Origin of the sequence: Enterobacter cloacae complex sp. GYL001, assembly GCF_049237125.1 — a bacterium.
GTDB classification, from domain to species: domain Bacteria; phylum Pseudomonadota; class Gammaproteobacteria; order Enterobacterales; family Enterobacteriaceae; genus Enterobacter; species Enterobacter hormaechei_C.
This window is the reverse complement of the sequence record NZ_JBMKGW010000012.1, coordinates 92313-116172: the sequence shown is the minus strand read 5'-3', so window position 1 is coordinate 116172 and position 23860 is coordinate 92313. Positions and strand designations below refer to the sequence as shown.

At 56.1% G+C, this 23860-nt stretch carries 21 protein-coding genes and 1 pseudogene; 17 read left to right on the top strand and 5 right to left on the bottom strand.

Annotation, left to right across the window (positions count from 1 at the left end; translation table 11 throughout):
• The 5 genes and pseudogenes from ACOTWU_RS19130 to ACOTWU_RS19110 all read left to right on the top strand — a co-directional run.
• Window positions 1-186, top strand: a pseudogene (locus tag ACOTWU_RS19130) (hypothetical protein); the annotation flags it as partial.
• Between the two features lie 39 nt (window positions 187-225).
• The gene (locus tag ACOTWU_RS19125; protein ID WP_017383657.1) at window positions 226-810 is read left to right on the top strand and encodes a fimbrial protein; all 585 of its coding nucleotides are present in this window, start codon (window positions 226-228) and stop codon (window positions 808-810) included.
• 52 nt (window positions 811-862) lie between these two features.
• Window positions 863-1555, top strand: a complete 693-nt coding sequence (locus ACOTWU_RS19120) for a fimbrial biogenesis chaperone (RefSeq protein WP_015570089.1) — start codon at window positions 863-865, stop codon at window positions 1553-1555.
• 15 nt (window positions 1556-1570) lie between these two features.
• Window positions 1571-4063, top strand: a complete 2493-nt coding sequence (locus tag ACOTWU_RS19115; protein WP_047638023.1) for a fimbria/pilus outer membrane usher protein — start codon at window positions 1571-1573, stop codon at window positions 4061-4063.
• Between the two features lie 15 nt (window positions 4064-4078).
• Window positions 4079-5143, top strand: a complete 1065-nt coding sequence (locus tag ACOTWU_RS19110) for a fimbrial protein (protein WP_032668888.1) — start codon at window positions 4079-4081, stop codon at window positions 5141-5143.
• A gap of 6 nt (window positions 5144-5149) precedes the next feature.
• On the opposite strand, the gene ACOTWU_RS19105 is transcribed toward ACOTWU_RS19110, so the two are convergent.
• Window positions 5150-5785: a LuxR C-terminal-related transcriptional regulator gene (locus ACOTWU_RS19105; protein WP_015570092.1), complete on the bottom strand. Its 636-nt coding sequence runs from the start codon at window positions 5783-5785 to the stop codon at window positions 5150-5152.
• A 569-nt stretch (window positions 5786-6354) separates the two neighbouring features.
• Between ACOTWU_RS19105 and ACOTWU_RS19100 the strand changes: the two genes are divergently transcribed.
• A complete protein-coding gene (locus ACOTWU_RS19100; protein WP_015570093.1) occupies window positions 6355-6975 on the top strand; it encodes a LuxR C-terminal-related transcriptional regulator in 621 nt (206 codons plus the stop codon).
• A gap of 75 nt (window positions 6976-7050) precedes the next feature.
• A complete protein-coding gene (locus ACOTWU_RS19095; protein WP_015570094.1) occupies window positions 7051-7731 on the top strand; it encodes an EAL domain-containing protein in 681 nt (226 codons plus the stop codon).
• 33 nt (window positions 7732-7764) lie between these two features.
• On the opposite strand, the gene nlpA is transcribed toward ACOTWU_RS19095, so the two are convergent.
• Window positions 7765-8565, bottom strand: a complete 801-nt coding sequence (gene nlpA / locus ACOTWU_RS19090) for a lipoprotein NlpA (protein ID WP_020480549.1) — start codon at window positions 8563-8565, stop codon at window positions 7765-7767.
• Window positions 8566-8794: 229 nt separating this feature from the next.
• Window positions 8795-10294 (bottom strand): MDR family MFS transporter, encoded by a 1500-nt coding sequence (locus ACOTWU_RS19085; RefSeq protein WP_015570095.1) that lies wholly within the window; start codon window positions 10292-10294, stop codon window positions 8795-8797.
• A 78-nt stretch (window positions 10295-10372) separates the two neighbouring features.
• On the opposite strand from ACOTWU_RS19085, the gene ACOTWU_RS19080 reads away from it, so the two are divergent.
• The gene (locus ACOTWU_RS19080; protein WP_126498974.1) at window positions 10373-11020 is read left to right on the top strand and encodes a TetR/AcrR family transcriptional regulator; all 648 of its coding nucleotides are present in this window, start codon (window positions 10373-10375) and stop codon (window positions 11018-11020) included.
• Here ACOTWU_RS19080 and ACOTWU_RS19075 read toward each other — a convergent pair.
• Window positions 11017-11436: a GNAT family N-acetyltransferase gene (locus ACOTWU_RS19075; RefSeq protein ID WP_126498973.1), complete on the bottom strand. Its 420-nt coding sequence runs from the start codon at window positions 11434-11436 to the stop codon at window positions 11017-11019. The two genes, ACOTWU_RS19080 and ACOTWU_RS19075, sit on opposite strands and share 4 nt — an antisense overlap.
• Before the next feature lie 185 nt (window positions 11437-11621).
• Here ACOTWU_RS19075 and ACOTWU_RS19070 point away from each other — a divergent pair, with 185 nt between their 5' ends.
• The 6 genes from ACOTWU_RS19070 (at window position 11622) to ACOTWU_RS19045 (ending at window position 19520) form a co-directional block, all read left to right on the top strand.
• The gene (locus ACOTWU_RS19070; RefSeq protein ID WP_000104919.1) at window positions 11622-12191 is read left to right on the top strand and encodes a TetR/AcrR family transcriptional regulator; all 570 of its coding nucleotides are present in this window, start codon (window positions 11622-11624) and stop codon (window positions 12189-12191) included.
• Window positions 12192-12338: 147 nt separating this feature from the next.
• Window positions 12339-13460, top strand: a complete 1122-nt coding sequence (locus tag ACOTWU_RS19065) for an efflux RND transporter periplasmic adaptor subunit (RefSeq protein WP_421625790.1) — start codon at window positions 12339-12341, stop codon at window positions 13458-13460.
• Window positions 13460-16570, top strand: coding sequence for an efflux RND transporter permease subunit (locus ACOTWU_RS19060; protein WP_045141766.1), 3111 nt, complete (start codon window positions 13460-13462; stop codon window positions 16568-16570). The genes ACOTWU_RS19065 and ACOTWU_RS19060 overlap by 1 nt, the downstream gene beginning before the upstream one ends.
• Window positions 16570-17934 carry an efflux transporter outer membrane subunit gene (locus ACOTWU_RS19055; RefSeq protein WP_017694001.1) on the top strand — a complete coding sequence of 455 codons (1365 nt, stop codon included), beginning with the start codon at window positions 16570-16572 and terminating at the stop codon, window positions 17932-17934. The genes ACOTWU_RS19060 and ACOTWU_RS19055 overlap by 1 nt, the downstream gene beginning before the upstream one ends.
• 49 nt (window positions 17935-17983) lie before the next feature.
• Window positions 17984-19141 carry a multidrug effflux MFS transporter gene (locus ACOTWU_RS19050; RefSeq protein ID WP_017694002.1) on the top strand — a complete coding sequence of 386 codons (1158 nt, stop codon included), beginning with the start codon at window positions 17984-17986 and terminating at the stop codon, window positions 19139-19141.
• A gap of 82 nt (window positions 19142-19223) precedes the next feature.
• Window positions 19224-19520, top strand: coding sequence for a YicS family protein (locus ACOTWU_RS19045; protein WP_003861030.1), 297 nt, complete (start codon window positions 19224-19226; stop codon window positions 19518-19520).
• A 48-nt stretch (window positions 19521-19568) separates the two neighbouring features.
• Here the strand turns inward: ACOTWU_RS19045 and ACOTWU_RS19040 are convergent, their stop codons facing one another.
• Complete coding sequence (locus tag ACOTWU_RS19040) at window positions 19569-20519, bottom strand: LacI family DNA-binding transcriptional regulator (RefSeq protein ID WP_003861033.1); 951 nt, start codon at window positions 20517-20519, stop codon at window positions 19569-19571.
• 293 nt (window positions 20520-20812) lie between these two features.
• Between ACOTWU_RS19040 and ACOTWU_RS19035 the strand changes: the two genes are divergently transcribed.
• The 3 genes from ACOTWU_RS19035 to ACOTWU_RS19025 are packed head-to-tail and all read left to right on the top strand — an operon-like array spanning window position 20813 to window position 23858.
• The gene (locus ACOTWU_RS19035) at window positions 20813-21127 is read left to right on the top strand and encodes a PTS sugar transporter subunit IIB (protein WP_017694003.1); all 315 of its coding nucleotides are present in this window, start codon (window positions 20813-20815) and stop codon (window positions 21125-21127) included.
• Between the two features lie 11 nt (window positions 21128-21138).
• Entirely contained in the window at window positions 21139-22464 is a 1326-nt protein-coding gene (locus tag ACOTWU_RS19030) for a PTS cellobiose transporter subunit IIC (RefSeq protein WP_017694004.1), read from the top strand.
• Between the two features lie 17 nt (window positions 22465-22481).
• Window positions 22482-23858: a glycoside hydrolase family 1 protein gene (locus ACOTWU_RS19025; protein WP_017694005.1), complete on the top strand. Its 1377-nt coding sequence runs from the start codon at window positions 22482-22484 to the stop codon at window positions 23856-23858.
• Window positions 23859-23860: the final 2 nt, after the last annotated feature.

Here is a 23860-nt window from a genome sequence, read left to right as displayed (position 1 = left end):
CTTTTGCTTTGCCACGGAACGGTCTGCGTTGTCGGGAAGATGCGTGATCTGATCCTTCAACTCAGCAAAAGTTCGATTTATTCAACAAAGCCATGTACTTTTTTAGTGCAACATAATATCGTCAAAGCATTCTCCCGAGTCGCCATGCGTCTAGCCGGTACATCAGGGACATGTGTAGCCGATTAACATTCATTTTAAATAACACAAATCTTCATGGAGTTTATCATGTTCAAATCGATCATGACCGTATCACTGCTGGCCGCCGCTATTGCCTCTACCAGCGCAGTGGCCGCAGACAATTCGGCGGGTGGTATCATTAACTTTACCGGCGCTATTACCGATACAACCTGTACCATTAACGGCGGTAAAAGCGCGGACTTTACCGTTGCGCTTTCCCCTATTTCGGTAAAAGATGCGGGCACCACGGTTGGCCTGATCACCCGAAATAAAAAATCTATTGCGCTGACATTCTCTGGTTGCTCACCAGCAGCCGGAACGACCGGTACCCCGCTGAAAGTTTATTTCTCCAGCGCGGATAATATTTCCACTGACGGTAAATACCTGCTGAATAACAGCGTGAACGAAAGCGATGCCAGCGTGGCACGTAATGTCGGCTTTGCGTTAGTGGAGCCAGGTTCGTCTACGCCTATTACCCTGAACCAGCCTTACACGACAAATATTATGGGTACAGCGACCGCGCCAGATTCCGAAACGCTGACGCTGGACGTTTATTACTATAAAACAAACGCCGCTGCCGCCACCGTGGGCGAGTTAAGCTCCAACGTAACGTATACCATTTCCTACCTGTAATAGTGATTATTCAGGCTCTGTTTTCGCAGAGCCTGTATTTAAGGTTGCAATCATGCGCAAGGCAATTTTGCTGGCAGGCTTACTGCTAAGCACGGGTCACTCATGGGCCAATATTGTCATTAATGGCACCCGTGTCCTTTATCCTGAAAATAACAAAGAGGTGATCGTCCAGTTAATGAATACGGGCGATGCGCCGGCTCTGGTACAATCCTGGATAGATGACGGTGATATTAATTCCACGCCGGAAACAGCCAATGTGCCGTTTCTGTTGTCGCCGCCGGTGATAAAGGTTAACGAACATAATGGTCAACAGCTTCGTATTAAAAAGCTGCCGTCCAGCTTGCCTGCGGATCGCGAATCCGTCTTTTTCCTGAATGTCCTCGACATTCCGCCCAGACCTGAAAATCTGCAAAACCAGAATACTGTTCAGCTGGCGATTAAATCCCGTATCAAACTTTTTTATCGGCCCGCTGCGCTGAAAGGCACGCTGGATGACGCGGTGGCGAAACTGACGCTCGCCGCCGACGGCGATCGCTTTCGCATTACAAATAACAGTCCGTTCCATATTACGGTCGCCAATATTTCGCTGGGTAAAACGAAATTGCTCCAGGAGTCCCCGATGGTTTCCCCGTTTGGGCAGCTGACGGTCGCCGCCAAAAATACGGTTAAGCGCGGACAGACCTTCCAGCTGATGTATGTGGACGATCTTGGCGCGTATAAAACCCGGACTTTCACCAGTCAGTGATCGGAAAGACTCACCATGAAAATGAAACAAAACAGACTCTGTCTGCTGGCAGTCTGCACGCTTCTGCTTTCGCATAAATCAGGGGCCGTCTCGTTTGATCCCTCCCTGCTTGCTGGCGCATCCGGTGAGTCCGATCTGTCTCGCTTTTCCGAAAACAACGCCATGCCTGCCGGCAGTCAGGAGATGGATATCTACGTAAACGGCAGCTGGAAGGGACGTTATACCGTCATCTACGGCGAGCAGCGTGACGACATCCGCCTTGCCTGGAAAGATGCCCGGTCGCTGGGCATCAACACCACGTCCGTGCCTGCGCCCGCCATTGCGCACGGGCAGGTCCAGCTGCGCGATCTGGTTCAGGGCGGTGAAGTCAAAACCGATACCAGCACCCTGAGTCTGGCGCTTACCGTTCCGCAGGCGGCCGTGCAGCGTACTGAAGAAGGTTACATTGCCCCCCAGTTCTGGGACGAGGGGATACCGGCGCTGATGCTCTCGTGGAACACGACCTGGTACAACACCCGCGCGAAAGGCACTGCGAAAGACACAAATGATGATTTTTATGCCGGGCTGGATTCCGGCGCCAACCTGTTCGGCTGGCAGTTTCGCGACAGCAGCGCCTGGCGGAAAACCGCCAGCGGAGAGAGTAGCTGGCAGAATAATACCCGCTACCTGCGCCGTCCCCTGGCCTCGCTGAAATCCAACCTGACGCTGGGTGACTTTTATATTCCTGGCGATCTGTTTGATTCCCTGCGCGTGCGCGGCGTGTCGCTGGCGTCGGATATGAAGATGCGCCCAAATTCACAGCAGGGTTTTTCACCGGTGGTTCACGGCGTGGCACGGACGAACGCCCTGGTGAAAGTTATCCAGAATGGCAACGTGATCTATCAGGAGAACGTGCCGCCGGGCCAGTTTACCCTCGACAGCATTCAACCTACCGGGTCCGCGGGCGATTTGCTGGTGGTGGTGCGTGAAGCGGACGGTTCACAGCAGTCCTTCACGGTGCCGTTTTCCGCCGTGCCCGGGATGCTAAAAGAAGGGGTGAGCCAGTACAGCGTAGTGGCGGGTAAAGTGCATCAGAACACGCTCGATGCCGAACCCGCATTCATGCAGGCCACGCTGCGCTACGGGTTTAATAACCTCATCACCGGGTATACCGGGACGATTATTAGCGATAACTACCAGGCCGGGCTTGTCGGTACCGGGTGGAACCTTCCGTTTGGCGCGGTTTCGTTTGATGTCACCCACGCCAAAACCACCCTACAGGATCGCACCAGCAGCGGTCAGAGTTATCGCGTGTCGTACAGCAAATTTATCGATACCACCGCCACCAACTTCACCCTGGCGGCCTATCGCTATTCCACTAAAGGCTATTACAGCTTCAGCGACGCGCTCTATTCGCGCGAAGGGTATCAGCGCCTGAGAGCGCAGTACGACGACTATGAAGATCGGTTTGGCGTTGCGCCCGACATGTCGCTAAGCACCTGGGACGCCCTGCGCGCGGCGCAGCCCAAAAATACCTTTACGCTTAACCTTAATCAGCGCCTGCTCAATAACTGGGGCACGGTGTTTGTCTCCGGCACACAGCGCGATTACTGGAACTCACAGCAAACCACGCGCGAATATCAGATGGGCTATTCCAACGCCATCGGCCGCGCCAGCTATACCCTGTCGGCCAGCCGGGTACGGAACAGGGACAGTGAAGAAGAGACGCGCCTTTACCTCTCCCTCAGCCTGCCGTTCTCGCTGTTTGATAACAATGCGTGGATCACCTCCAGCCTGACGGCCAGCGATTCGCATTACGAGCAGAGCAATATCAGCATGAGCGGGAACGCGCTGGCGTCGAACCGCCTGAGCTATACCCTCTCCGGCAGTAATGCGCGTGGGGGTAAAAATGCGGCAAGCGTTAACGCCGCGTACCGTTCGAACTTCGCGACACTCGGTGGCTCTTACAGCGAATCCTCCGACTACCGCCAGACCGGGCTCAGCGGACGCGGAAGCCTGGTGGCCTACCCGTGGCACGTTCTCGCCTCAAACGAAACCGGCACAACCATGACTATCGTCGATGCGCCAAAGGCGGAGGGGCTGATGGTGAACGGCGATGAAAGCATTATGACGAACCGCGATGGCGTAGCGCTGGTGCCTTACGCCACCCCGTATCGCAAAAACGCCATTACGTTAACCGAAACGGAAAATAGCGCTGGCGCGGAGGTGATCGGCAATATGGCTAACGTGGCTCCTTACGACGGGGCGGTGAGTTATATCCGCTTCGAAACCGATAAGCGCCAGTCATGGGTACTTCATGCGACGCGCACCGACGGCAAACCGCTGCCGTTTGGCACCGAAGTGCTGGATGAACACGGTGGATCTGTCGGGTATGTCGGCCAGGCCAGCGTACTGTATATCCGTGCTGAACAGCCGCCACGCGCGCTCAACGTGCATCTCCGCGGCGGAAAGTGCGAAATCTCCTCCCCGGCCTGGGGGCTGAACAGCTCCTCATCGGTTTGCCATTAATTACGGATTATCAAAATGTTACGATCATTCATGTTCCTGCTCCTCACCAGCATTAGCGGGATGAGCTATGCCACCTGCTCCGGCAGCAGCATCGTTTATGGCACACCGATTACCATTGATTTATCGGATAAGCTGAGCCCGGCCACGCCCACATGGACCGGCAGCTTCAGCACCCAGTACAGCGGCTCGTTCAACTGTACGACGGGTAACAGTGAATTTTCTTACACGCCGATCCTCTCGACCGACAGCAAATACGCGACCATCCTCGGGTTCAGCAATAACAAGTATATGGTGCGGGCGGAGATCACCAATCCCCCGGCCAATAAAACCCTGTCAGCCAGCGGTAGCCATACGGCGTCTGAGCTGAACACACCGTTTACGGTTCGCTTCACCCTCGTTAACCAGAGCGGTACCACCCTGACGGGGGATACGGCGAACATGAGCGACGTTCTGTTCGTCAGCGACATGAGCGGGTTATCCATCTGGGAAATCATCACCTGGCCAATCAATCAGGTCATCAAGATAGCGCAGTGGTTATTCAGCGGGTTCAAGTGGCCTTACGACAACCGAGATATGTTTGGTCAACCGATGATCATCAAATACGCGCCGAAACTGACTACCTGTTCCTTTGATAATGCGGGGCTGACCGTGGCGCTGCCGACGCTCGGCATTCCCCAGCTCAGTGCATCCTCACAGCCGGGGCTGACGCCTTTTTCACTGAACATGAGCTGTCAGAACGTCGGGGTTAATGGCAATTCCGATCGGGCAATTGAGATGTTTCTGTCCAGCACGCAGCTGCTCTCAACCGACAGCTCGGTGCTGATCGACAGCAGCAGTAGCGCGGCGCAGGGCGTGGGGCTCCGCCTGATAAAACGTGACGCCCCGCAAACGCCGGTGACCTTCTCTACCTCAACCACCAGCCGTGGCAACGCCACGATGATTTTCAGCGTGGCGGCTGGCGCGGCGCTGGACGAACATTTCACCCTTCCGATGGCGGCGTACTATTACGTGTGGGCGCCCGCCCAGGTGAGCCAGGGTAAGATCAATACATCGGCTACGCTGAATATTATCTATCCCTGATGTGAACTATTCCTCCATCTTTCCAACCGCTTGCACATACTTAATCAGTTCGCTGTGGTTGGAAAGATTCAGCTTTTTCATTGCATTGTGTTTCTGTGTCGCAATGGTACTGACCGAACGGTTTCGATGACGGGCAATCTCCGTCGTTGAAAATCCTTCCACGATAAGATGAAGCACCTCCCACTCTCTGGCCGAGAGGATGGAACGCGCCCGGGAGCCGGACCGCATTACCCGCCTGAGCCACGAAGAGATCGACGGTTTTTGCCCGTCCGCCATGAGCAACGCGGGTAATTCCTTTTTCAGTTCAGTCAATTCATCCTGCTGACTGATGGTTAATTCAAATTTCATCTCCAGAACTTTTTTTAACAGCCCGTAAGGCAGCTCGGGCACCAACAGAACACGCCTGACGTGATGGGTTTTACATAAAGATGTAAAACGGCTGCTGACCTCCGCACTCCACTCTTTATGATTAAGCAGATAATTAAATTCAGTGAAGAAAACATCCACGTTATTATCCGCCACCGCCGCCAGCGCCTGTTCTGTGGAATCGACCTGAGTAATGTTCAGTACGTAATCGGGTAAAAGATCCTGGAGCGCCCGGAATATTATCTCTTTAAATATATTTATTTTGTAAAACACCATTACCCTTACGATACGTTCAGTATTATTCATGTCTTTTCTAAATTCTCGTGACCGGAGGAAAATGATAATAGTTTATGTACTCACCACTCACAACCTCTTCGCGCCAGGATTTTATCCTTCTCAGGATTAAAAATCTGAACAAGGACATTAAATTCATAGAAAAAATTCTATTTTATTCTGCACGCCGTTTCCCCTCGCAGATAAAGCCCTGTCGATAATCCTGCCACGATCACAATTTTTCTTACAGGAACAGCAGTAAATCACTGAAAAGGCGGTGGATTAACCCCATTAATCAACCTTCTGATGCTTATTATCCGCTCATTTACAGAATAAAAATCTGGCATGAATATTATTAGAAGATTAAAACAATTGCATATACCATTAAAACCATTTTTCAATTTTATCTTCCGCTAATAATTGGCTTCAGCTTTACTCGACGGTTTGTATTGGCTTACATTGATGCCATCGCATCGCGTTATTTAAAAAGTGCTCGCTATTCTTTTAATAAGAGAGTGCGAACCGCCATTTTCTCTTATATGGACTGTTTACTCAGCGAAAGGAGAATGCCAATGCAAAATAAAAAAACAATTCACGTTGCCGTTGTTGACAGCTGCGAATTCACGATGATTGGCCTGCAATCGCTTGGAAAGCGTGAGCCTGATGAAAAACACGACGTTATTTTCCATGGATTTACCCATATCGAAGAACTTGCTATGAGTGAACAACTCTTTGATATCATCATTTATGATCCGCTGAATACGCGTCATTTCCGGGTGACGACGAATGACGACATTCTCTGTATTAAACAGAAACAAGTGACGGCGAAGATCTATATCTATTCGTTATCCGCCGGCTATTTGAAATTCAAACATGTTGATGGAGTCATCAGCAAAAGAGTCTCCCTGGGGGATATCAAAGCGCTGTGGCAAATACTGATGAGCCAGACGCCGCAAGAGTCTGGCCGTTACAACGTAGGCATGACGACCCGCTTACGCACCCCGGCGAGGTTGTCCAGCGAGGAGGCCAGCGTATTGCGCGGCTATTCCTGTAATCTCAAAACCAAGCAAATCGCCCGTCAGCTGGGGTGTAACGTCAGGCTGGTTTACTTTTATAAGAACAACGCCATGAACAAGCTTAAGGCCGTGCGTGGCCCCTCGTTTTACCAGAGCATTCGCTGGATCCTGAATTAAGAATTTGACCGTGTGTCGTTTGCCTTTTGTTCCCGTGTCCGCGGGAACCTTTTTTCATTTCCTGAAGGCTGTTCCATGTATACCGTTCTTCCCTCTCCCCTGTTGCAACGTATCTCAGGGCTGCGATTCCAGCCTCTTGTCGATCTTCATTCGGGCCAGGTGTTCGCGCATGAAGTTCTCGTGGAGATCCATAACGTCAATCTTGAGGTGCTGTTTGCCTCGCTGCCCTCGCGCAGCGCGCTGCAAATCTTCTTCTGGCAGGCCAACACCCTGTTACAGATACCCGCCCGGGACGCTTACTGGCTAAACCTTCCGGCAGAACACCTTCTCAACGAACGCGCTATCCGGTTGTTGCTGGCGTTACGCCATCAGCAGCGGTTAACGATTGAAATTCAGGATCCCCTCACCATCACACGGCTGAGCGAGGATGAGCAACGTCGCCTTCATGCCACGCTTGTTCGGTTAAAAGAGGCGGGATGGCAAATCTGGCTGGACGATTTAACCCGGGAGTTGGCGGAGGCGTTCGCGCGGCTTGCGCTGCCGCTGGATGGGGTGAAAATTGACCGCTCAGCGCTGCGCGAGCGCGCGCCGCTTGCCCCGTTTGTACAGGAGGTCAGGGCAGGTATCGCGCAATCAATTCTTATAGAAGGCATCGAAAACTCGCGGGATCTGGCGCGCGCCCGCGCGTCCGGCGCACAGTCTGGTCAGGGTTTTCTGTGGCCCGAAAGCCGAACCGATGCCCGCGTAACGCTTTGACGGCCAGCGGAGCGCTGGCCTTTTTACCGGGGCTTACCAGCCCGGCACCGCGCCACCGTTAAAAATGGTCTCCGCCGCTTTCGCCACTTCCGGCGACTGATAGGACTGGATAAATTCCTTCACGTTTTCGGCGTCTTTGTTCTCTTCACGCGTGACCACAATATTCACGTAGGGTGAGTTTTTGTCTTCGATAAAGACGCTGTCGTGTACCGGAGAAAGCCCCGTTTGCTGGAGATAGGTGGTACTGATGATGGCCACATCCACTTTCGGATCGTCCAGCACGCGCGGCAGCTGCGCCCCTTCCAGCTCCATAATCTGTAAGTTTTTCGGGTTCGCGGTAATATCCAGCGCCGTTGGCAGCAGGCCAACATCCGGTTTAAGGGTAATCAGCTTCTCTTTTTGCAGCAGCAACAGCGCGCGGCCAAGGTTGGTGGGATCGTTTGGAATCGCAATGGTTGCGCCGTCCTTCAGCTCAGAGACCGATTTAATCTTTCGGGAGTAACCCGCCATCGGGAAGACGAAGGTATTGGCCACGGCGACCAGCTTGTAATTGTGCGCCTTGTTATCTTCTGCGAGGAACGGGCGATGCTGGAAGACGTTGGCGTCCAGTTCGCCCTGGTTGGTGGCATCGTTGGGTAGCAGCGAGCCGCTAAAGCCCACCAGCTCAACATCCAGACCGTATTTCTCCTTTGCCACCTTTTTGGCGACTTCCGCCACGTCCTGCTCAGCGCCATTGATCACGCCGACTTTAATGTGTCTGGCATCATTGCCGCCCTGATCACAGCCCGCGAGCAGCAGGCCAGTCAGGAGAAGCGCACCCAATCGAAGTTTCACGAGACAGTTCCTTTTGATAGACGTTTTGAAGACTATATCGACAACGAGACGGCAGGCTAAAAAACGAAAAGGAATCAGTAAGACGGTTAAGTTATATGCGGCCTGTTGCCGGGTGGCGCTGCGCTCACCCGGCCTACGTGACGGGGGAAGTGTAGGCCCGGTAAGCGTAGCGCCACCGGGCGATGGGCATCAGGCTACGGTAGTCCAGGCGCAAGCAGAACCGCTTCCCTCACGCCTGCCGACGCAGCGGCGCTTCGCGCAAAAACCACGACAGCACAAACGCCAGCACCATAATCCCCGCCGCCAGCATGAATACCGCATGGATCGCCGAGCCGAACGCATCCAGATAGTCCAGACGCAGGGCATCAGGCAGATGGTGTATGGCAACGGGATTAAGTTCGCGCGGCAGTTCCGCCCCTTCCGGCAGCCTGTCGATCAGGCCTGATTGCAGAATATGGGTGAACACCGCGCCAAACAGCGCAACGCCAATCGCCCCGCCAATGGAACGGAACAGCGTCACCCCAGACGTCGCGACGCCGTATTGATCGGCTGACACGCTGTTCTGCACCGCCAGCACCAGCACCTGCATCACCAGTCCCAGCCCCATGCCCAGCACGCCGGTAAACAGGTACAGCTGCCAGGTTGGGGAGGTGATTGAAATGCGCGTCAGTAATACCATCCCCACCACGCCGAGCAGCGTGCCGAGGATCGGGAACAGACGATATTTCCCGGTACGGCTGATGATGCGCCCGCTGATAATGGAGGTGAGCAACAGCCCCCCCATCAGGGGGATCAGCTGCAAACCGGCCTGCGTCGGCGTGGCGTCTTTTACCACCTGTAAATAGAGCGGCAGGAAAGTGACGGAGCCAAACAGCGACATGCCGATAATAAAACCGATCAGGCTACAGAGCAGGAAGCTGCGGTCGCGGAAGAGCGACAGCGGGATAATCGGCTCCCACGCCAGCCGCTCTTCGTAGATAAACCCGGCGATCCCCGTCAGGCCGAAGGCCAGAATACACCACAGCTGCGGGTCGCTCCATTGGCGGATCGTCCCGCCCTCGGTGGTAAACAGAATGATGCACAGCAACGCCATGCTGAGGTAAATCGCCCCCAGGTAATCAATCTCATGCTTGCTGCGCCGCGCGCTGCCGTGGAAAACCGCGCCAATCACCAGCAGGGCAAACAGCCCCAGCGGCAGGTTGATGTAGAAAATCCAGCGCCAGGATGCGTGCTGAACGATAAACCCGCCGATCAGCGGCCCTATCACCGTCGCCAGCCCGAACACGCCGCCAAACAGCCCCTGATAGCGTCCGCGATCGGCAGGCGGGATCACGTCCGCCACGGCGGCCATGCTGATCACCATCAGACCGCCGCCTCCCAACCCTTGCAGGGCGCGCATCAGCACCAGCTGGGTCATGTTCTGCGCCAGACCGCACAGCGCGGACCCCACGAGGAACAGCACAATCGCGATTTGCAGAACGATTTTTCGGCCAAACAGATCGCCGAATTTGCCGTACAGCGGCACCACGATGGTCGAACTGAGGATATAGGCCGTTACCACCCACGAGAGCTTATCCAGCCCGCCCAGCTCACCGACGATGGTCGGCAGCGCGGTGGAAACAATGGTCTGATCCAGCGCCGAGAGCAGCATCACCAGCAGGAGTGCGCTGAACAGCAGCTTAATCGACGGCGCCTTTTTCGCAGGTTGAGTCATTACGTCGGACTCCATAAGACATCACTTGAAATTAATTAATCGTATAATTAATATTTGTGGAAGTGATGAATAAGATCAAGAGATACGGTGACCATGCCAGCACAAAAGGACAATTCTGAACCCCGCCGCCCCGGTCGGCCACGCGGCGGCAAGCGCGTTACCGCCAGCCGTGAACAGCTGCTGGACATCGCCCTGAACCTCTTTTCCCGCCAGGGGATCGCCAATACGTCGTTGAACGCTATTGCCCGCGAAGCAGGCGTGACGCCCGCCATGCTGCACTACTACTTCAACTCCAGAGAACAGTTACTGGATGCGATGATTGAGGAGCGCTTCCTGCCGTTACGCGAGCGGATCGGGGCGATTTTCGCCGACAACCGGGATTCGCCGGTGGATGCCCTGACGGAAATGGTCAGGGTGCTGGCCGAACTGGCGGAAAAGTATCGCTGGTTTGCCCCGCTGTGGATGCAGGAGGTGATTGGCGAGATGCCGGTACTGCACACCCATTTGCAGGCACGCTTTGGCGATGAGAAATATCACACCACGCTGGCAACCATCAAAGGCTGGCAGCAGGAAGGAAAGCTGAATCCGGCGCTGGCCCCCGAACTGCTGTTCACAACGCTGCTGAGCCTGGTGCTGGTGCCGTTCTCCCGCATGCGCAATGACGAGAGGCTTAGCGCCCTCTCGCCGGAGATCGTGGTGCGCCACGTGTTAGCCGTGATAGGCACCGGGATCGGCGGTTAAAGATTTTTGGACAGATAGTGTCTCTGCATTCCCTGATAAGGGTAATCCTGCAAGGACATCTGCACCTGATAACCCTGCTTTTCATAGAACGGACGCGCCTGGAAGCTGACCGTATCCACCAGCGCGTGACGACAGCCTTTGCGACGGGCCTCCTCTTCAGCCGTTTTGATAAGCTGGCTTCCCACGCCCGTTCCCCGCACGCTGTCGCTGACCCACAGATAGTCGATGTTCAGCCAGTCGCCTTTCCGTACGCCGATTAACCCGCCCAGCATGACGCCATTGTCGTCTCGCATATATACGCCAATATCGCCGCCAAACGACGACAGATCTAAAAACTGCGCGTTATAGGCTCTTAGCCCCGTTAATAATTCTTCTTTTTCTTCGACTGTGACATTATCTGTAATGCTCAGATGCATAATTCTCTCCTTATTTTCAGCGCAATCTGAATATCTCACAGCTTAACCTTCATAAAAACTCCTTATTTTCTCCATTGTTTATAGCTGGAAATATTCATTCAATATGTAAATAAAAAAAGCCTTTCCAATAGTCTCCGAAAACGTATAATGAGAACGATCATTCTCACTTTTTACGGTAGCCGACAATGAGTACAAAGCTGGAAGAACGACAAAAACTGCGGCAGGACGAAATCATCACCGCCGCGCGCCGCTGCTTTCGCGCCAGTGGATTTCACGCTGCCAGCATGTCGCAGATCGCCAGCGAAGCCAGGCTCAGCGTCGGACAAATCTATCGCTATTTCAGTAACAAAGACGCGATTATTGAAGAGATGATCCGGCGCATTATCGACTCACGTATTGAAGAGATGCAGGGCAAAACCCTGGTTGAAGGGATGCCGCAGGCGCTTGCCTGGCGCCAGACGCTTAACGAAGACGATGACGCGCTGATGCTCGAAATGTCCGCAGAGGCCACGCGCAATCCGCTGGTGGCAAACATGCTGATCGAAGCCGAAGCACGCATGTTCGCCAATGCCTGTGAGCACCTGAAAAAGCAGTTCCCTCACCTGAGCGATGAGCATATTCGCTGCTGCGTGGAGATTACCGCCGTGATGATCGAAGGCACGATTTACCGTCGACTCACGCCTTTAAAAGTACCATCAGAACAATTAGAGCCTATATACCAGAATATTTTAAATATGATTTTCTCTGCGAAGTAATCGCATGTGAATAATTAGCGGAAATAAGTAATTTCCCTTTTTTCATTTCTGGCTCAGCCAGAGATGCGGGATCGCTGTGCTTTTAATTAGCCCTCCTCCCTGTTAAGCGATTAACAGGGCAGGCTTCGTTCACCCTGGAAAAAGATTATGAAAACCATAACAACCTCCATCGCGGCATTACTCCTCCTGACAGGGTGCGATAATGCGCAAACATCTGCTCCTCAACGTCCTCTTCCGGAAGTGGGGATTGTCACACTCATGAGCCAGCCGGTGTCCGTCGTCAGCGAGCTGACCGGCCGCACCGCCGCCGCAATGAGCGCCGAAGTGCGCCCCCAGGTAGGTGGCATTATCCAGAAGCGCCTGTTCACCGAAGGCGATACGGTCAAGGCCGGGCAGGCGCTGTATCAGATCGATCCTTCCAGCTACCGCGCCGCGTATGATGAAGCCGCCGCCGCACTGAAACAGGCACAGGCGCTGGTGCAGGCCGACTGCCAGAAAGCCCGGCGTTATGCGCAGCTGGTGAAGGACGACGGCGTATCACGTCAGGATGCGGAAGACGCGAAGTCCACCTGCGCGCAGGACAAGGCCAGCGTCGAGTCAAAGAAAGCCGCGCTGGAAAGCGCCCGCATTAACCTCAACTGGACCACCGTCACCGCGCCGATTGCCGGACGTATCGGCATCTCCTCTGTGACCCCCGGCGCGCTGGTGACCGCCCAGCAGGATACCGCGCTGGCCACCATTCGCGGGCTGGACAGTATGTACGTCGATTTAACCCGTTCCAGCGCCGATCTGCTGCGTTTACGCAAGCAAACCCTCGCCAGCAACAGCGATACGCTGAACGTGTCGTTGATTCTCGAAGACGGCAGCAGCTACAGCGAAAAAGGCCGCCTGGCGCTGACCGAAGTGGCGGTGGATGAGTCTACCGGCTCAGTTACCCTGCGCGCCGTCTTCCCGAACCCGCAGCATCAGCTTCTGCCGGGCATGTTCGTCCGCGCCAGAGTGGATGAAGGCATCATGAATGACGCGATCCTCGCCCCGCAGCAGGGCATCACTCGCGAAGCCAAAGGCACCGCCACCGCGCTGGTGGTGAACGCCAGCAACAAGGTCGAACAGCGTCAGCTGGAGACGGGTGACACCTACGGCGACAAATGGCTGGTGCTGAGCGGTTTGAAGGCGGGCGATAAGCTGATTGTGGAAGGCACCGATAAAGTCACCGCCGGGCAGGAAGTGAAAGCTGAAGAGATGAAAACCAACGGAGGAAACGCCTGATGTTTTCCCGTTTCTTCGTGCGTCGCCCGGTCTTTGCCTGGGTTATCGCCATTCTCATCATGCTCGCCGGAATGCTGGCGATCCGCACGCTGCCCGTTGCGCAGTACCCGGACGTGGCTCCGCCGTCGATCAAAATCTCCGCCACCTATACCGGTGCCTCCGCACAGACGCTGGAAAACAGCGTGACGCAGGTGATCGAGCAGCAGCTCACCGGGCTGGATAACCTGCTCTACTTCACCTCCACCAGCAGCTCGGACGGGTCGGTGAGTATTAACGTCACGTTTGAACAGGGAACCGATCCGGACACCGCTCAGGTACAGGTGCAGAACAAAGTCCAGCAGGCGGAATCGCGCCTGCCGACCGAGGTGCAGCAGTCCGGGATCACCGTCGAAAAATCCCAGAGCAACTTCCTGCTGATCATGGGCGTATATGACAAAACCGACACCGCCAGCAGCTCGGATATCGCCGACTGGCTGGTGAGTAATATGCAGGATCCGCTGGCGCGCGTGGATGGCGTCGGTAGCCTACAGGTGTTCGGTGCAGAATACGCGATGCGCATCTGGCTCGACCCGGCGAAGCTGGCGTCGTACTCGCTGATGCCCTCCGACGTGCAGAGCGCGATTGAAGCGCAGAACGTGCAGGTCTCCGCCGGTAAAATCGGCGCACTGCCCTCGTCGAACGCCCAACAGCTGACCGCCACCGTCCGCGCTCAGTCGCGTCTGCAAACGGTCGATGAGTTCAAAAAGATCATCGTCAAGAGCCAGTCCAACGGTGCGGTGGTGCGCATCAGCGACGTCGCGCGCGTGGAGATGGGCAGCGAAGATTACACCGCCACCGCGAAGCTGAACGGCCACCCGGCGGCGGGTATGGCGGTGATGCTCTCGCCGGGCGCCAACGCGCTTAACACCGCCACGGCGGTAAAAGACAAGATCGCCGAGTTCAAAAAGTCGATGCCGGAAGGCTACGATGTGGCCTACCCGAAAGACAGCACCGAGTTCATCAAGATCTCCGTTGAGGACGTGATTCAGACCCTGTTCGAAGCCATTATCCTCGTGGTGGTGGTGATGTACCTGTTCCTGCAAAACATCCGCGCGACGCTGATCCCGGCGCTGGCGGTGCCGGTGGTGCTGCTGGGCACCTTCGGCGTGCTGGCGCTGTTCGGTTACTCCATCAACACCCTGACGCTGTTTGCGATGGTGCTGGCTATAGGGCTTTTGGTGGATGACGCCATCGTGGTGGTGGAAAACGTCGAGCGTATTATGCGCGACGAAGGGCTGCCCGCCCGGGAAGCGACCGAAAAATCGATGGGCGAAATTTCCGGCGCGCTGATCGCCATTGCGCTGGTGCTCTCTGCGGTATTCCTGCCGATGGCCTTCTTCGGCGGCTCTACCGGGGTCATTTACCGCCAGTTCTCGGTCACCATTATTTCGGCGATGTTCCTCTCCGTGGTGGTGGCGCTGACCCTGACGCCCGCGCTGTGCGGCTCGATCCTGAATCACACCGCTCCGCACAAAAAGGGCTTCTTCGGCGCGTTTAACCGCTTCTACAGTAAGACCGAGCACGGCTATCAGAACAAGGTGCTGCGCGCCCTGCGCCGTTCCGGTGGCATGCTGGTGATCTACGCCCTGCTCTGCGGCGCGATGGGGTTCGCCATGCTAAAACTGCCGGGCAGCTTCCTGCCAACCGAAGACCAGGGTGAAATCATGGTGCAGTACACCCTGCCCGCCGGCGCAACCGCGGTGCGTACCGCCGAGGTAAGCCGCCAGGTACGCGAGTGGTTCCTCACCAAAGAGAAAGCCAATACCGACGTGATCTTTACCGTTGAAGGCTTCAGCTTCAGTGGCAGCGGCCAGAACGCCGGGATGGCGTTCGTCTCCCTGAAAAACTGGTCAGAGCGCAAAGGCGAGGAAAACACCGCCCAGGCCATTGCCCTGCGCGCCACGCAGGAGCTGAGCACCATTCGGGATGCCACAATTTTCGCCATGACGCCCCCGGCGGTGGATGGTTTAGGCCAGAGCAACGGCTTTACCTTTGAGCTGATGGCCAGCGGCGGCACCGACCGCGACGCGCTGCTGAAACTGCGTAACCAGCTGATTGGCGAAGCCAACCAGGACAACTCGCTGCACGCCGTGCGCGCCAACGATCTGCCGCAGATGCCGCAGCTTCAGGTGGATATCGATAACAACAAAGCCGTGTCGCTGGGGCTCTCCCTGAGCGATGTTACCGACACCCTCTCCAGCGCCTGGGGCGGCACCTACGTGAACGACTTCATTGACCGTGGCCGTGTGAAAAAGGTCTACATCCAGGGCGACAGTGACTATCGCGCGGTGCCGTCGGATCTTAACAAATGGTATGTGCGCGGCAGCGACAGCACCATGACCCCGTTCTCCGCCTTCGCCACCACCCGCTGGGAGTATGGCCCGGAAAGCCTGGTGCGCTACAACGGCTCGGCGGCGTATGAGATTCAGGGCGAAAACGCCAGCGGCGCCAGCTCCGGTACGGCGATGAGCAAAATGGAGCAGCTGGCGAATAACCTGCCGTCCGGCAGCACCTGGGCATGGAGCGGTTTGTCGTTGCAGGAAAAACTGGCGAGCGGTCAGGCAATGAGCCTCTATGCCCTCTCGATCCTGGTGGTGTTCCTGTGCCTGGCGGCGCTGTATGAGAGCTGGTCGGTGCCCATTTCGGTGATCCTCGTGATCCCGCTTGGGGTGCTTGGCGCAGCGGTTGCCGCCTCCCTGCGCGGCCTGAACAACGACGTCTATTTCCAGGTGGCGCTGCTGACCACCATCGGTCTGTCGTCGAAGAACGCCATTCTGATTGTCGAGTTTGCCGAAGCCAAAGTGGCCGAAGGCTACTCCCTGACGCGCGCCGCCCTGCGGGCCGCCCAGACGCGTCTGCGTCCGATCATCATGACCTCGCTGGCGTTTATCGCAGGCGTGACGCCGCTGGCGATTGCCACCGGCGCCGGGGCCAACAGCCGCGTGGCGATCGGTACCGGTATTATCGGCGGGACGCTGGCCGCGACGCTGCTGGCCATCTTCTTTGTTCCTTTATTCTTTGTACTGGTGAAACGTCTGTTCTCCGGTAAGCACGCAAACCGGAGGTCATAATGTTTCGTGTAACCGTATTAACGTTAGCGCTGCTGAGCGCGGGCTGTGTGTCATTAGATCCCACGTATCAGCGCCCGGACGCCCCCGTCCCGGCGACGTTGCCGGGCGCCCATGGCGAAGCCAACGCCGTGGTGAGCCAGTGGCAGCAGGTGATGAATGATGCGCGGTTGAAAAGCGTGGTGACGATGGCGCTCAACAGCAACCGCGACGTGCAAAAAGCGATTGCGGATATCGACGCCGCCCGTGCCCAGTATGGCGAAACGCGCTCGTCCCTGTTCCCGACGGTGGACGCGGAACTGAGCCACACCCGCAGCCGCACGCTGGCGAGCGGCGTCGCGACAAGTGACGAAGCCAACGGCGCGGTCTCCAGCTTCGAACTGGATCTGTTTGGCCGCAACCAGAGCCTGTCGCGTGCCGCGCGTGAAACCTGGCTTGCCAGCGAGTTCACCGCACAGAACACGCGCCTGACGATGGTCAGCGAGCTGACCACGGCGTGGGTGACGCTGGCGGCGGATAACAGCAATCTGGCGCTGGCGAAGTCCACCCTGGAGAGCGCCGCAAACTCGCTCAAGATTGTGAAGCGCCAGCAGGAAGTGGGCGTGGCAGCGGCAACGGACGTCAGTGAAGCGATGGCGGTTTACCAGCAGGCGCGCGCCAGCGTGGCGAGCTACCAGACGCTGGTGATGCAGGACAAAAACGCTCTCAACCTGCTGGCGGGCGATACGGTGCCCGAGAACCTGCTACCCGGCACGCTGGAGAGCCTGAGCGACAACGCCATCACGCTGATCCCGGCGGGCGTCAGCTCCAGCGCGCTGCTGCGTCGTCCGGACATTCAGGAGGCGGAACATAACCTGCTGAGTGCCAACGCCAACATCGGCGCGGCGCGCGCCAACTTCTTCCCGACCATCTCGCTCACCGCCAGCGCGGGCGTCGGCAGCGATTCGCTGTCGTCCCTGTTCAGCCACGGGATGAAGGTCTGGTCGTTTGCACCTTCCATCACCCTGCCGCTGTTCAGCGGCGGCAACAATATGGCGCAGCTGCGCTATGCGGAAGCCGAGAAAAAAGGGTTAATTGCGACCTATGAGAAAACCATCCAGAGCGCGTTTAAGGACGTGGCCGACGCGCTGGCGCGGCGCGAAACGTTGAGTGAACAGCTTGATGCCCAGCGTGAATACGTGGCGGCGGAGCAAAAAACGCTGGATGTGGCGACGCGCAGTTACAAGGCTGGCGCGGGCGATTATCTGACGGTGCTCACCGCGCAGCGGTCGCTGTGGTCGGCGCAGGAATCACTGATTGCCTTGCAGCAAACCGACCTGGAAAACCGCATCACGCTGTGGCAGTCGCTGGGCGGCGGGATTCAGTAACATCACTGCCGGGCGGCGCAACGTTGCCCGGCCATCAGAGTAAATACCTATGGCAAAACTCTCTTTTTCTTTCGCGGCCATCCTTGGCCTGCTGACGGCTATCGGGCCGCTGTGTTCCGATTTTTATCTTCCGGCGCTGCCGGAGATCGCCACCCAGCTCAACACCTCCACAACGCTGACGCAGCTTTCTCTTACCTCGGCGCTGATTGGCCTGGGGCTGGGACAACTCTTTTTCGGCCCGCTAAGCGATCGCATCGGACGTAAAACGCCGCTGCTGTTCTCACTTTTGCTGTTTGTACTGGCTTCAGTGCTTTGTGCCAGCACGCAGAATATTTACGCCCTGATCGGCTGGCGATTTGTGCAGGGCGTTGCCGGGGCGGGCGGCTCCGTACTTGCCCGCTCCATCGCCCGTGATAACTATCATGGCACGATGCTAACGCAGTTTTTTGCCCTACTGATGACGGTCAACGGCATCGCGCCCGTGGTGTCCCCGGTACTCGGTGGCTATATCGCGTCGCATTTCGACTGGCGGATGCTGTTCTGGGTAATGGCAGGGGCGGGTCTGGCGCTGCTGATCGCCAGCCAGCTTTTTATCCGCGAGTCCCTCACAGAGAAACAGGGCGGGGGATCGCTGACGCAAACCGCCAGGACGGTACTTAAAAATCGTCGCTTTATGCGCTACTGCCTGATCCAGGCCTTCATGCTGGCGGGGCTGTTCGCCTATATCGGGGCATCCTCCTTTGTGATGCAAAACGAGTATGGCCTGAGCGCCATGCAGTTCAGCCTGCTGTTCGGTGTGAACGGTATCGGCCTGATCGTCTCAGCGCTGATTTTCTCCCGTCTGGCACGCCGCCATCTGGCGGAAAGATTGATGCGAACAGGCCTCGTTCTGGCGGTGTCCTGCGCGGGGCTGACGTTGCTCTTTGCGTGGATGCAGCTTTCCGTTCCGGCACTGGTTGCACTCTTTTTCACCGTCGCCTTTAACAGCGGCATCAGCACCCTTGCGGGTTCAGAAGCGATGAGCGCAGTCGACACGAAGGTGTCCGGCACAGCGTCAGCCATTCTGGGCATGCTGATGTTTTTATTCGGCGGGATCGCAGCGCCTCTCGCGGGTATAGGCGGAGAAACGATGCTGAAAATGAGTCTCGCGGTGTTAGTAAGCTATGGCATTGCACTGGCGATCGGATCTCGCACGCAGAATGCGTAAATTCATACTTTTGGCTTGAATCGCGTTGATGAATGTAACGATATATTTCAGGGGAAGCATGTGACTTTCAAAGGAGGTTTCGATGAAATCTGCACACCTGGTTTGCCTGCTCGTTTGCCTGATTTTCGCTGCGTTTGTTCACGCGCAGGAGAAGAGCGCTCCGGAGAAAGAGGCCCAGATAAAACAGCAGGTCCTGAAAGATGTGAAGAAAACCTGTACCCCGCAGAAAAAGCAGAGCGATAAGGCCTGGCAGGCGATGATTTTGTCGTCTGAGGCCAATCAGCTGCTGATCAAAAACGCCATCACCGCCGTGAAGCGTGACAACCTGGACGCCTACTGGGATGCAGTAAGTCAGGTGGATTGTATGGAAGATTACTGAGGGTTGAGCGCCGGGTGGCGCTGCGCTTACCCGGCCTACATCACACGTTTAACGCTTCCGCACATCCGGAATAATCAAATCACCGCGCAGAACGTAGGACCCGAGCATCTGCGTTTTCTCTGTCAGCCAGCTCACGATGCGCGCCGCCATGGCGTCCATGGAATACTCAATGGCCGGGATCACCGGAATACCCGGCAGATGCAGCGAACCGCCGAGGCTGAAAACCATGATGTCTTCCGGTACCGATTTATTAAACGCCTGTAACTGCGGGATCACCCGCTGGGCTTCCTGCTCATCCGCCACCAGCAGCGCGTTGAAGTTCAGCGTGGACGCGTTGTTGAGTAATTCCTGAAGCGCAACGGACGATGAAGTCGCGTCCATAAACACGAGGTTACGATTAAAGGGCAGGAAGTTTTTCTCCAGCGCGTGTTTGTAGCCCAGCAGCACCTGATCGGCAAAGCCGCTGCCGTGCGGGTGGATCAGCGCTATCTGGCGACGCCCCTGGCTGGTGAGATAGTTACAGGCCGTTTCAGCCGCGAACGCGTGATCGAACTGAATGCTGTTGGCGTTATCGGCTTCCATACAGTCGACCAGAATCACGTTGTCCATGTCCACGTCCAGCGGGAAACGCGCGCCAATCACCAGAATGTCATCACATAAGCCGCAGGAGAGTTCTTCAAGGGCGTTCATCACTTCTGTTTTTGTGTGTGCGAAACGCAGCAGCAGATGTTTTTGATGCTGGCTGAGGTGTTTTTCCAGCGCGTACAGGTAACCGGTGGTCTGGTTAATGTTTTCCTGCGCGCAAATCACCCCAATGCAGCCCGTCGACTGGCTGAGCAGCGACTGGGCGATCACGTTGGGACGATAGTTCAGCTCATCCACCGCTTTCAGAACAGCCTGGCGGCTGGCTTCTTTAACGCCACGCGACCCGCTCAACACCCGTGATACCGTGGCTTTGGACACCCCGGCCAGACGCGATACATCGTTGATTGTAGACATCTCTCTCCCCTGTCAGACGCAACTGGCGTCTGTAATTTCCATCACCGCTACGGCTCACATTATAGCCAGAACGGAGTATATCCGTTTCCGTTTTCCATGGAAACCGATTTTCCGTTTCCACTCAATTTGATGCCAAAACAGCCAAATTATGTGACCCACATCCGGTTAATTAGCCTCATAAGTAAGGGATCTTGATGGTTGTCACACTTCTGTCTTTTATAAATGGAAACCGGTTTCCGTATCATGTCCAATCATCCTCGCAATAACTTTTTACATTTTGAGGATGGTTGTCGATGTTCAAGATTATGCTGTGCTGCTCTGCCGGGATGTCCACCAGCCTGCTGGTCAGCAAAATGATCGATGTTGCAAAAGAACGGGGCTTGCCCGTGAAGATAGATGCGTATGGCGTATCCGAATTTGATACGCAGTTTCCGCACTATCAGGTGGTGCTTCTCGGACCGCAAGTGAAATACATGTTAAAGACGCTCTCAGACAAGGCAGCGACGCAAGGCATTCCGGTGCAGCCCATCGACATGATGGATTACGGCATGCAGCGTGGCGATAAAGTACTGGACTATGCTCTGTCGCTCATCGAAGCGACACACTAAAAGGTGTTCACATGAGTTCGTTATATCAATCCATGGTCGCGGTGATTGAGCAGTCAATTACGCCGCTGGCCGCCAAGCTCGGTCAGCAAAAGTATGTGATTGCCATCCGCGACGGCTTTACCGCTGCGCTGCCGTTTATGATCATCGGCTCGTTTATGCTGGTGTTTATCTTCCCGCCGTTTTCGGCGGATACCACCAACAGCTTCGCCCGCGGCTGGCTGGATTTCTCCGAGACCTACCGCGAACAGCTGATGCTGCCCTTTAACCTCAGCATGGGCGTGATGACCTTCTTCATCTCGGTGGGGATTGGGGCAAGCCTGGGGCGTCAGTTTAACCTCGATCCGGTGATGTCCGGCCTGCTGGCCTTTATGGCCTTCCTGCTGGTCGCCGCGCCCTATGCCGATGGCAAAATTTCGACCCAGTATCTCTCCGGCCAGGGGATCTTCACTGCGCTTATCACCGCGATCTACTCCACTCGCGTCTATGCGTGGCTGAAACAGAACAACGTCACCATCCGCCTGCCGAAGGAAGTGCCGACCGGCGTGGCGCGTTCGTTTGAGATCCTGATCCCAGTGATGGTGGTGATCGGAACGCTGCACCCGCTGAACCTGTTCATTGAAGCGCAGACCGGGATGATCATCCCGCAGGCGATCATGCACCTGCTGGAGCCGCTGGTGTCGGCGTCTGACTCGCTGCCCGCCATTCTGCTCTCCGTGCTGCTGTGCCAGATCTTCTGGTTCGCTGGTATCCACGGGTCGCTGATTGTCACCGGCATCATGAACCCGTTCTGGATGGCGAACCTCTCTGCAAACCAGGCGGCGCTGGCGGCGGGCGCGGCGCTGCCGCACGTTTATCTGCAAGGTTTCTGGGATCACTACCTGCTGATTGGCGGCGTAGGCTCCACCCTGCCGCTGGCGTTCCTGCTGCTGCGTAGCCGCGTTACCCACCTGCGCACCATCGGCAAAATGGGCGTGGTGCCAAGCTTCTTTAACATCAACGAACCGATTCTGTTCGGCGCACCGATCATCATGAACCCGATGCTGTTTATCCCGTTCGTGTTTGTTCCGCTGGTCAACGCCTGCCTGGCGTACGGCGCAACCAAACTCGGCTGGCTGGCTCAGGTGGTTTCGTTAACCCCGTGGACCACGCCCGCGCCGATTGGCGCCTCGTGGGCGGCGAACTGGGCGCTGAGCCCGGTGGTGATGTGCCTGGTCTGCATGGTGATGTCCGCCCTGATGTACCTGCCGTTCCTGCGCGCCTATGAGCGTACGCTCATCAAAAATGAAGAGCAGAAAGCCCAGGCAACCGTCGGCACCGCTGAAACAGTCAGTAATTAAGTCAAAGAGGAAGGGTCATGAAATACGCATTTCCCGATAACTTCTGGTGGGGCAGCGCAAGCTCCGCTCTCCAGACGGAAGGGGCAAGAGAGGGCGAAACCACGTGGGATTACTGGTTTGCCCGCGAGCCGAACCGTTTTCACAACGGCGTGGGGCCACAGCACACCTCCACGTTTTATCAGCACTGGAAAACGGACATTCAGCTGTTAAAGCAGCTGAACCACAACAGCTTTCGCACCTCGATTAGCTGGGCGCGCCTGATCCCCGACGGTATCGGTGAAGTGAGCCCGGACGCGGTCGATTTTTACAATCAGGTCATTGATGAGCTAAACGAGCAGGGTATCACGCCGTTTATCACCCTGTTCCATTTCGACATGCCGATGGCGATGCAGGAGATTGGCGGCTGGGAAAACCGTGACGTGGTGGACGCGTACGCCCGCTATGCGCAGATTTGCTTCGAGCTGTTCGGCGACCGCGTGCTGCACTGGTTTACCTTCAACGAGCCGATTGTTCCGGTGGAAGGCGGTTATCTGTACGACTTCCACTACCCGAACGTGGTGGATTTTCGTCGGGCAGCCACCGTGGCGTATCACACCGTGCTGGCCCACGCGAAGGCCGTTCAGGCTTACCGCGCCGGACACTACGCGGGTGAGATCGGCATCGTGCTCAACCTGACGCCGTCGTACCCGCGCTCCCGGAACCCGGCGGACGTGAAGGCGGCGCACATAGCGGATCTGATGTTTAACCGCAGCTTCCTCGACCCGGTGCTGCGCGGGGAGTATCCGGCGGACCTGGTGGCATTGCTGAAATCTTACGATCAGCTGCCCGCCTGCAAGCCGGAAGACGGTTTCCTGATTGCGGAAGGGAAAATCGACCTGCTCGGCGTTAACTACTATCAGCCGCGTCGCGTGAAGTGTCGCGACAGCGCGGTGAACCCGCAGGCGCCGTTTATGCCGGAGTGGTTCTTTGATAATTACGAGATGCCGGGCCGTAAGATGAACCCGTACCGCGGCTGGGAAATCTACGCGCCGGGTATTTACGATATTCTGGTTAACCTGCGCGATAATTACGGCAACCCTCGCTGCTTTATTTCGGAAAACGGCATGGGCGTCGAAAACGAGCAGCGCTTTATTGAAAATGGCCAGATTAACGATCAATACCGCATCGATTTTATTTCTGAGCATTTATCGTGGCTGCACAAAGGTATTAGCGAAGGCTGCAATTGCCTTGGCTATCATATGTGGACGTTTATTGATAACTGGTCGTGGTGTAATGCGTATAAAAACCGCTACGGTTTTATTCAGCTCGATGTAGAGACGCAGCAGCGCACCATTAAAAAAAGCGGAGAGTGGTTTGCCGCCACCGCCTTAAATAATAGTTTTGATAAAGAGTAATG

Coding starts and splice junctions, on each gene's coding strand:
- ACOTWU_RS19060 (WP_045141766.1), top strand. CDS start 13,460: ATGTTTTCCCGTTTCTTCGTGCGTCGCCCGGTCTTTGCCTGGGTTATC.
- ACOTWU_RS19105 (WP_015570092.1), bottom strand. CDS start 5,785: ATGGTGTTTTACAAAATAAATATATTTAAAGAGATAATATTCCGGGCG.
- ACOTWU_RS19075 (WP_126498973.1), bottom strand. CDS start 11,436: ATGCATCTGAGCATTACAGATAATGTCACAGTCGAAGAAAAAGAAGAA.
- ACOTWU_RS19080 (WP_126498974.1), top strand. CDS start 10,373: ATGCCAGCACAAAAGGACAATTCTGAACCCCGCCGCCCCGGTCGGCCA.
- ACOTWU_RS19030 (WP_017694004.1), top strand. CDS start 21,139: ATGAGTTCGTTATATCAATCCATGGTCGCGGTGATTGAGCAGTCAATT.
- ACOTWU_RS19095 (WP_015570094.1), top strand. CDS start 7,051: ATGTATACCGTTCTTCCCTCTCCCCTGTTGCAACGTATCTCAGGGCTG.
- ACOTWU_RS19055 (WP_017694001.1), top strand. CDS start 16,570: ATGTTTCGTGTAACCGTATTAACGTTAGCGCTGCTGAGCGCGGGCTGT.
- ACOTWU_RS19110 (WP_032668888.1), top strand. CDS start 4,079: ATGTTACGATCATTCATGTTCCTGCTCCTCACCAGCATTAGCGGGATG.
- ACOTWU_RS19065 (WP_421625790.1), top strand. CDS start 12,339: ATGAAAACCATAACAACCTCCATCGCGGCATTACTCCTCCTGACAGGG.
- ACOTWU_RS19050 (WP_017694002.1), top strand. CDS start 17,984: ATGGCAAAACTCTCTTTTTCTTTCGCGGCCATCCTTGGCCTGCTGACG.
- ACOTWU_RS19115 (WP_047638023.1), top strand. CDS start 1,571: ATGAAAATGAAACAAAACAGACTCTGTCTGCTGGCAGTCTGCACGCTT.
- ACOTWU_RS19085 (WP_015570095.1), bottom strand. CDS start 10,294: ATGGAGTCCGACGTAATGACTCAACCTGCGAAAAAGGCGCCGTCGATT.
- ACOTWU_RS19040 (WP_003861033.1), bottom strand. CDS start 20,519: ATGTCTACAATCAACGATGTATCGCGTCTGGCCGGGGTGTCCAAAGCC.
- ACOTWU_RS19045 (WP_003861030.1), top strand. CDS start 19,224: ATGAAATCTGCACACCTGGTTTGCCTGCTCGTTTGCCTGATTTTCGCT.
- ACOTWU_RS19035 (WP_017694003.1), top strand. CDS start 20,813: ATGTTCAAGATTATGCTGTGCTGCTCTGCCGGGATGTCCACCAGCCTG.
- ACOTWU_RS19070 (WP_000104919.1), top strand. CDS start 11,622: ATGAGTACAAAGCTGGAAGAACGACAAAAACTGCGGCAGGACGAAATC.
- ACOTWU_RS19025 (WP_017694005.1), top strand. CDS start 22,482: ATGAAATACGCATTTCCCGATAACTTCTGGTGGGGCAGCGCAAGCTCC.
- ACOTWU_RS19100 (WP_015570093.1), top strand. CDS start 6,355: ATGCAAAATAAAAAAACAATTCACGTTGCCGTTGTTGACAGCTGCGAA.
- ACOTWU_RS19125 (WP_017383657.1), top strand. CDS start 226: ATGTTCAAATCGATCATGACCGTATCACTGCTGGCCGCCGCTATTGCC.
- ACOTWU_RS19120 (WP_015570089.1), top strand. CDS start 863: ATGCGCAAGGCAATTTTGCTGGCAGGCTTACTGCTAAGCACGGGTCAC.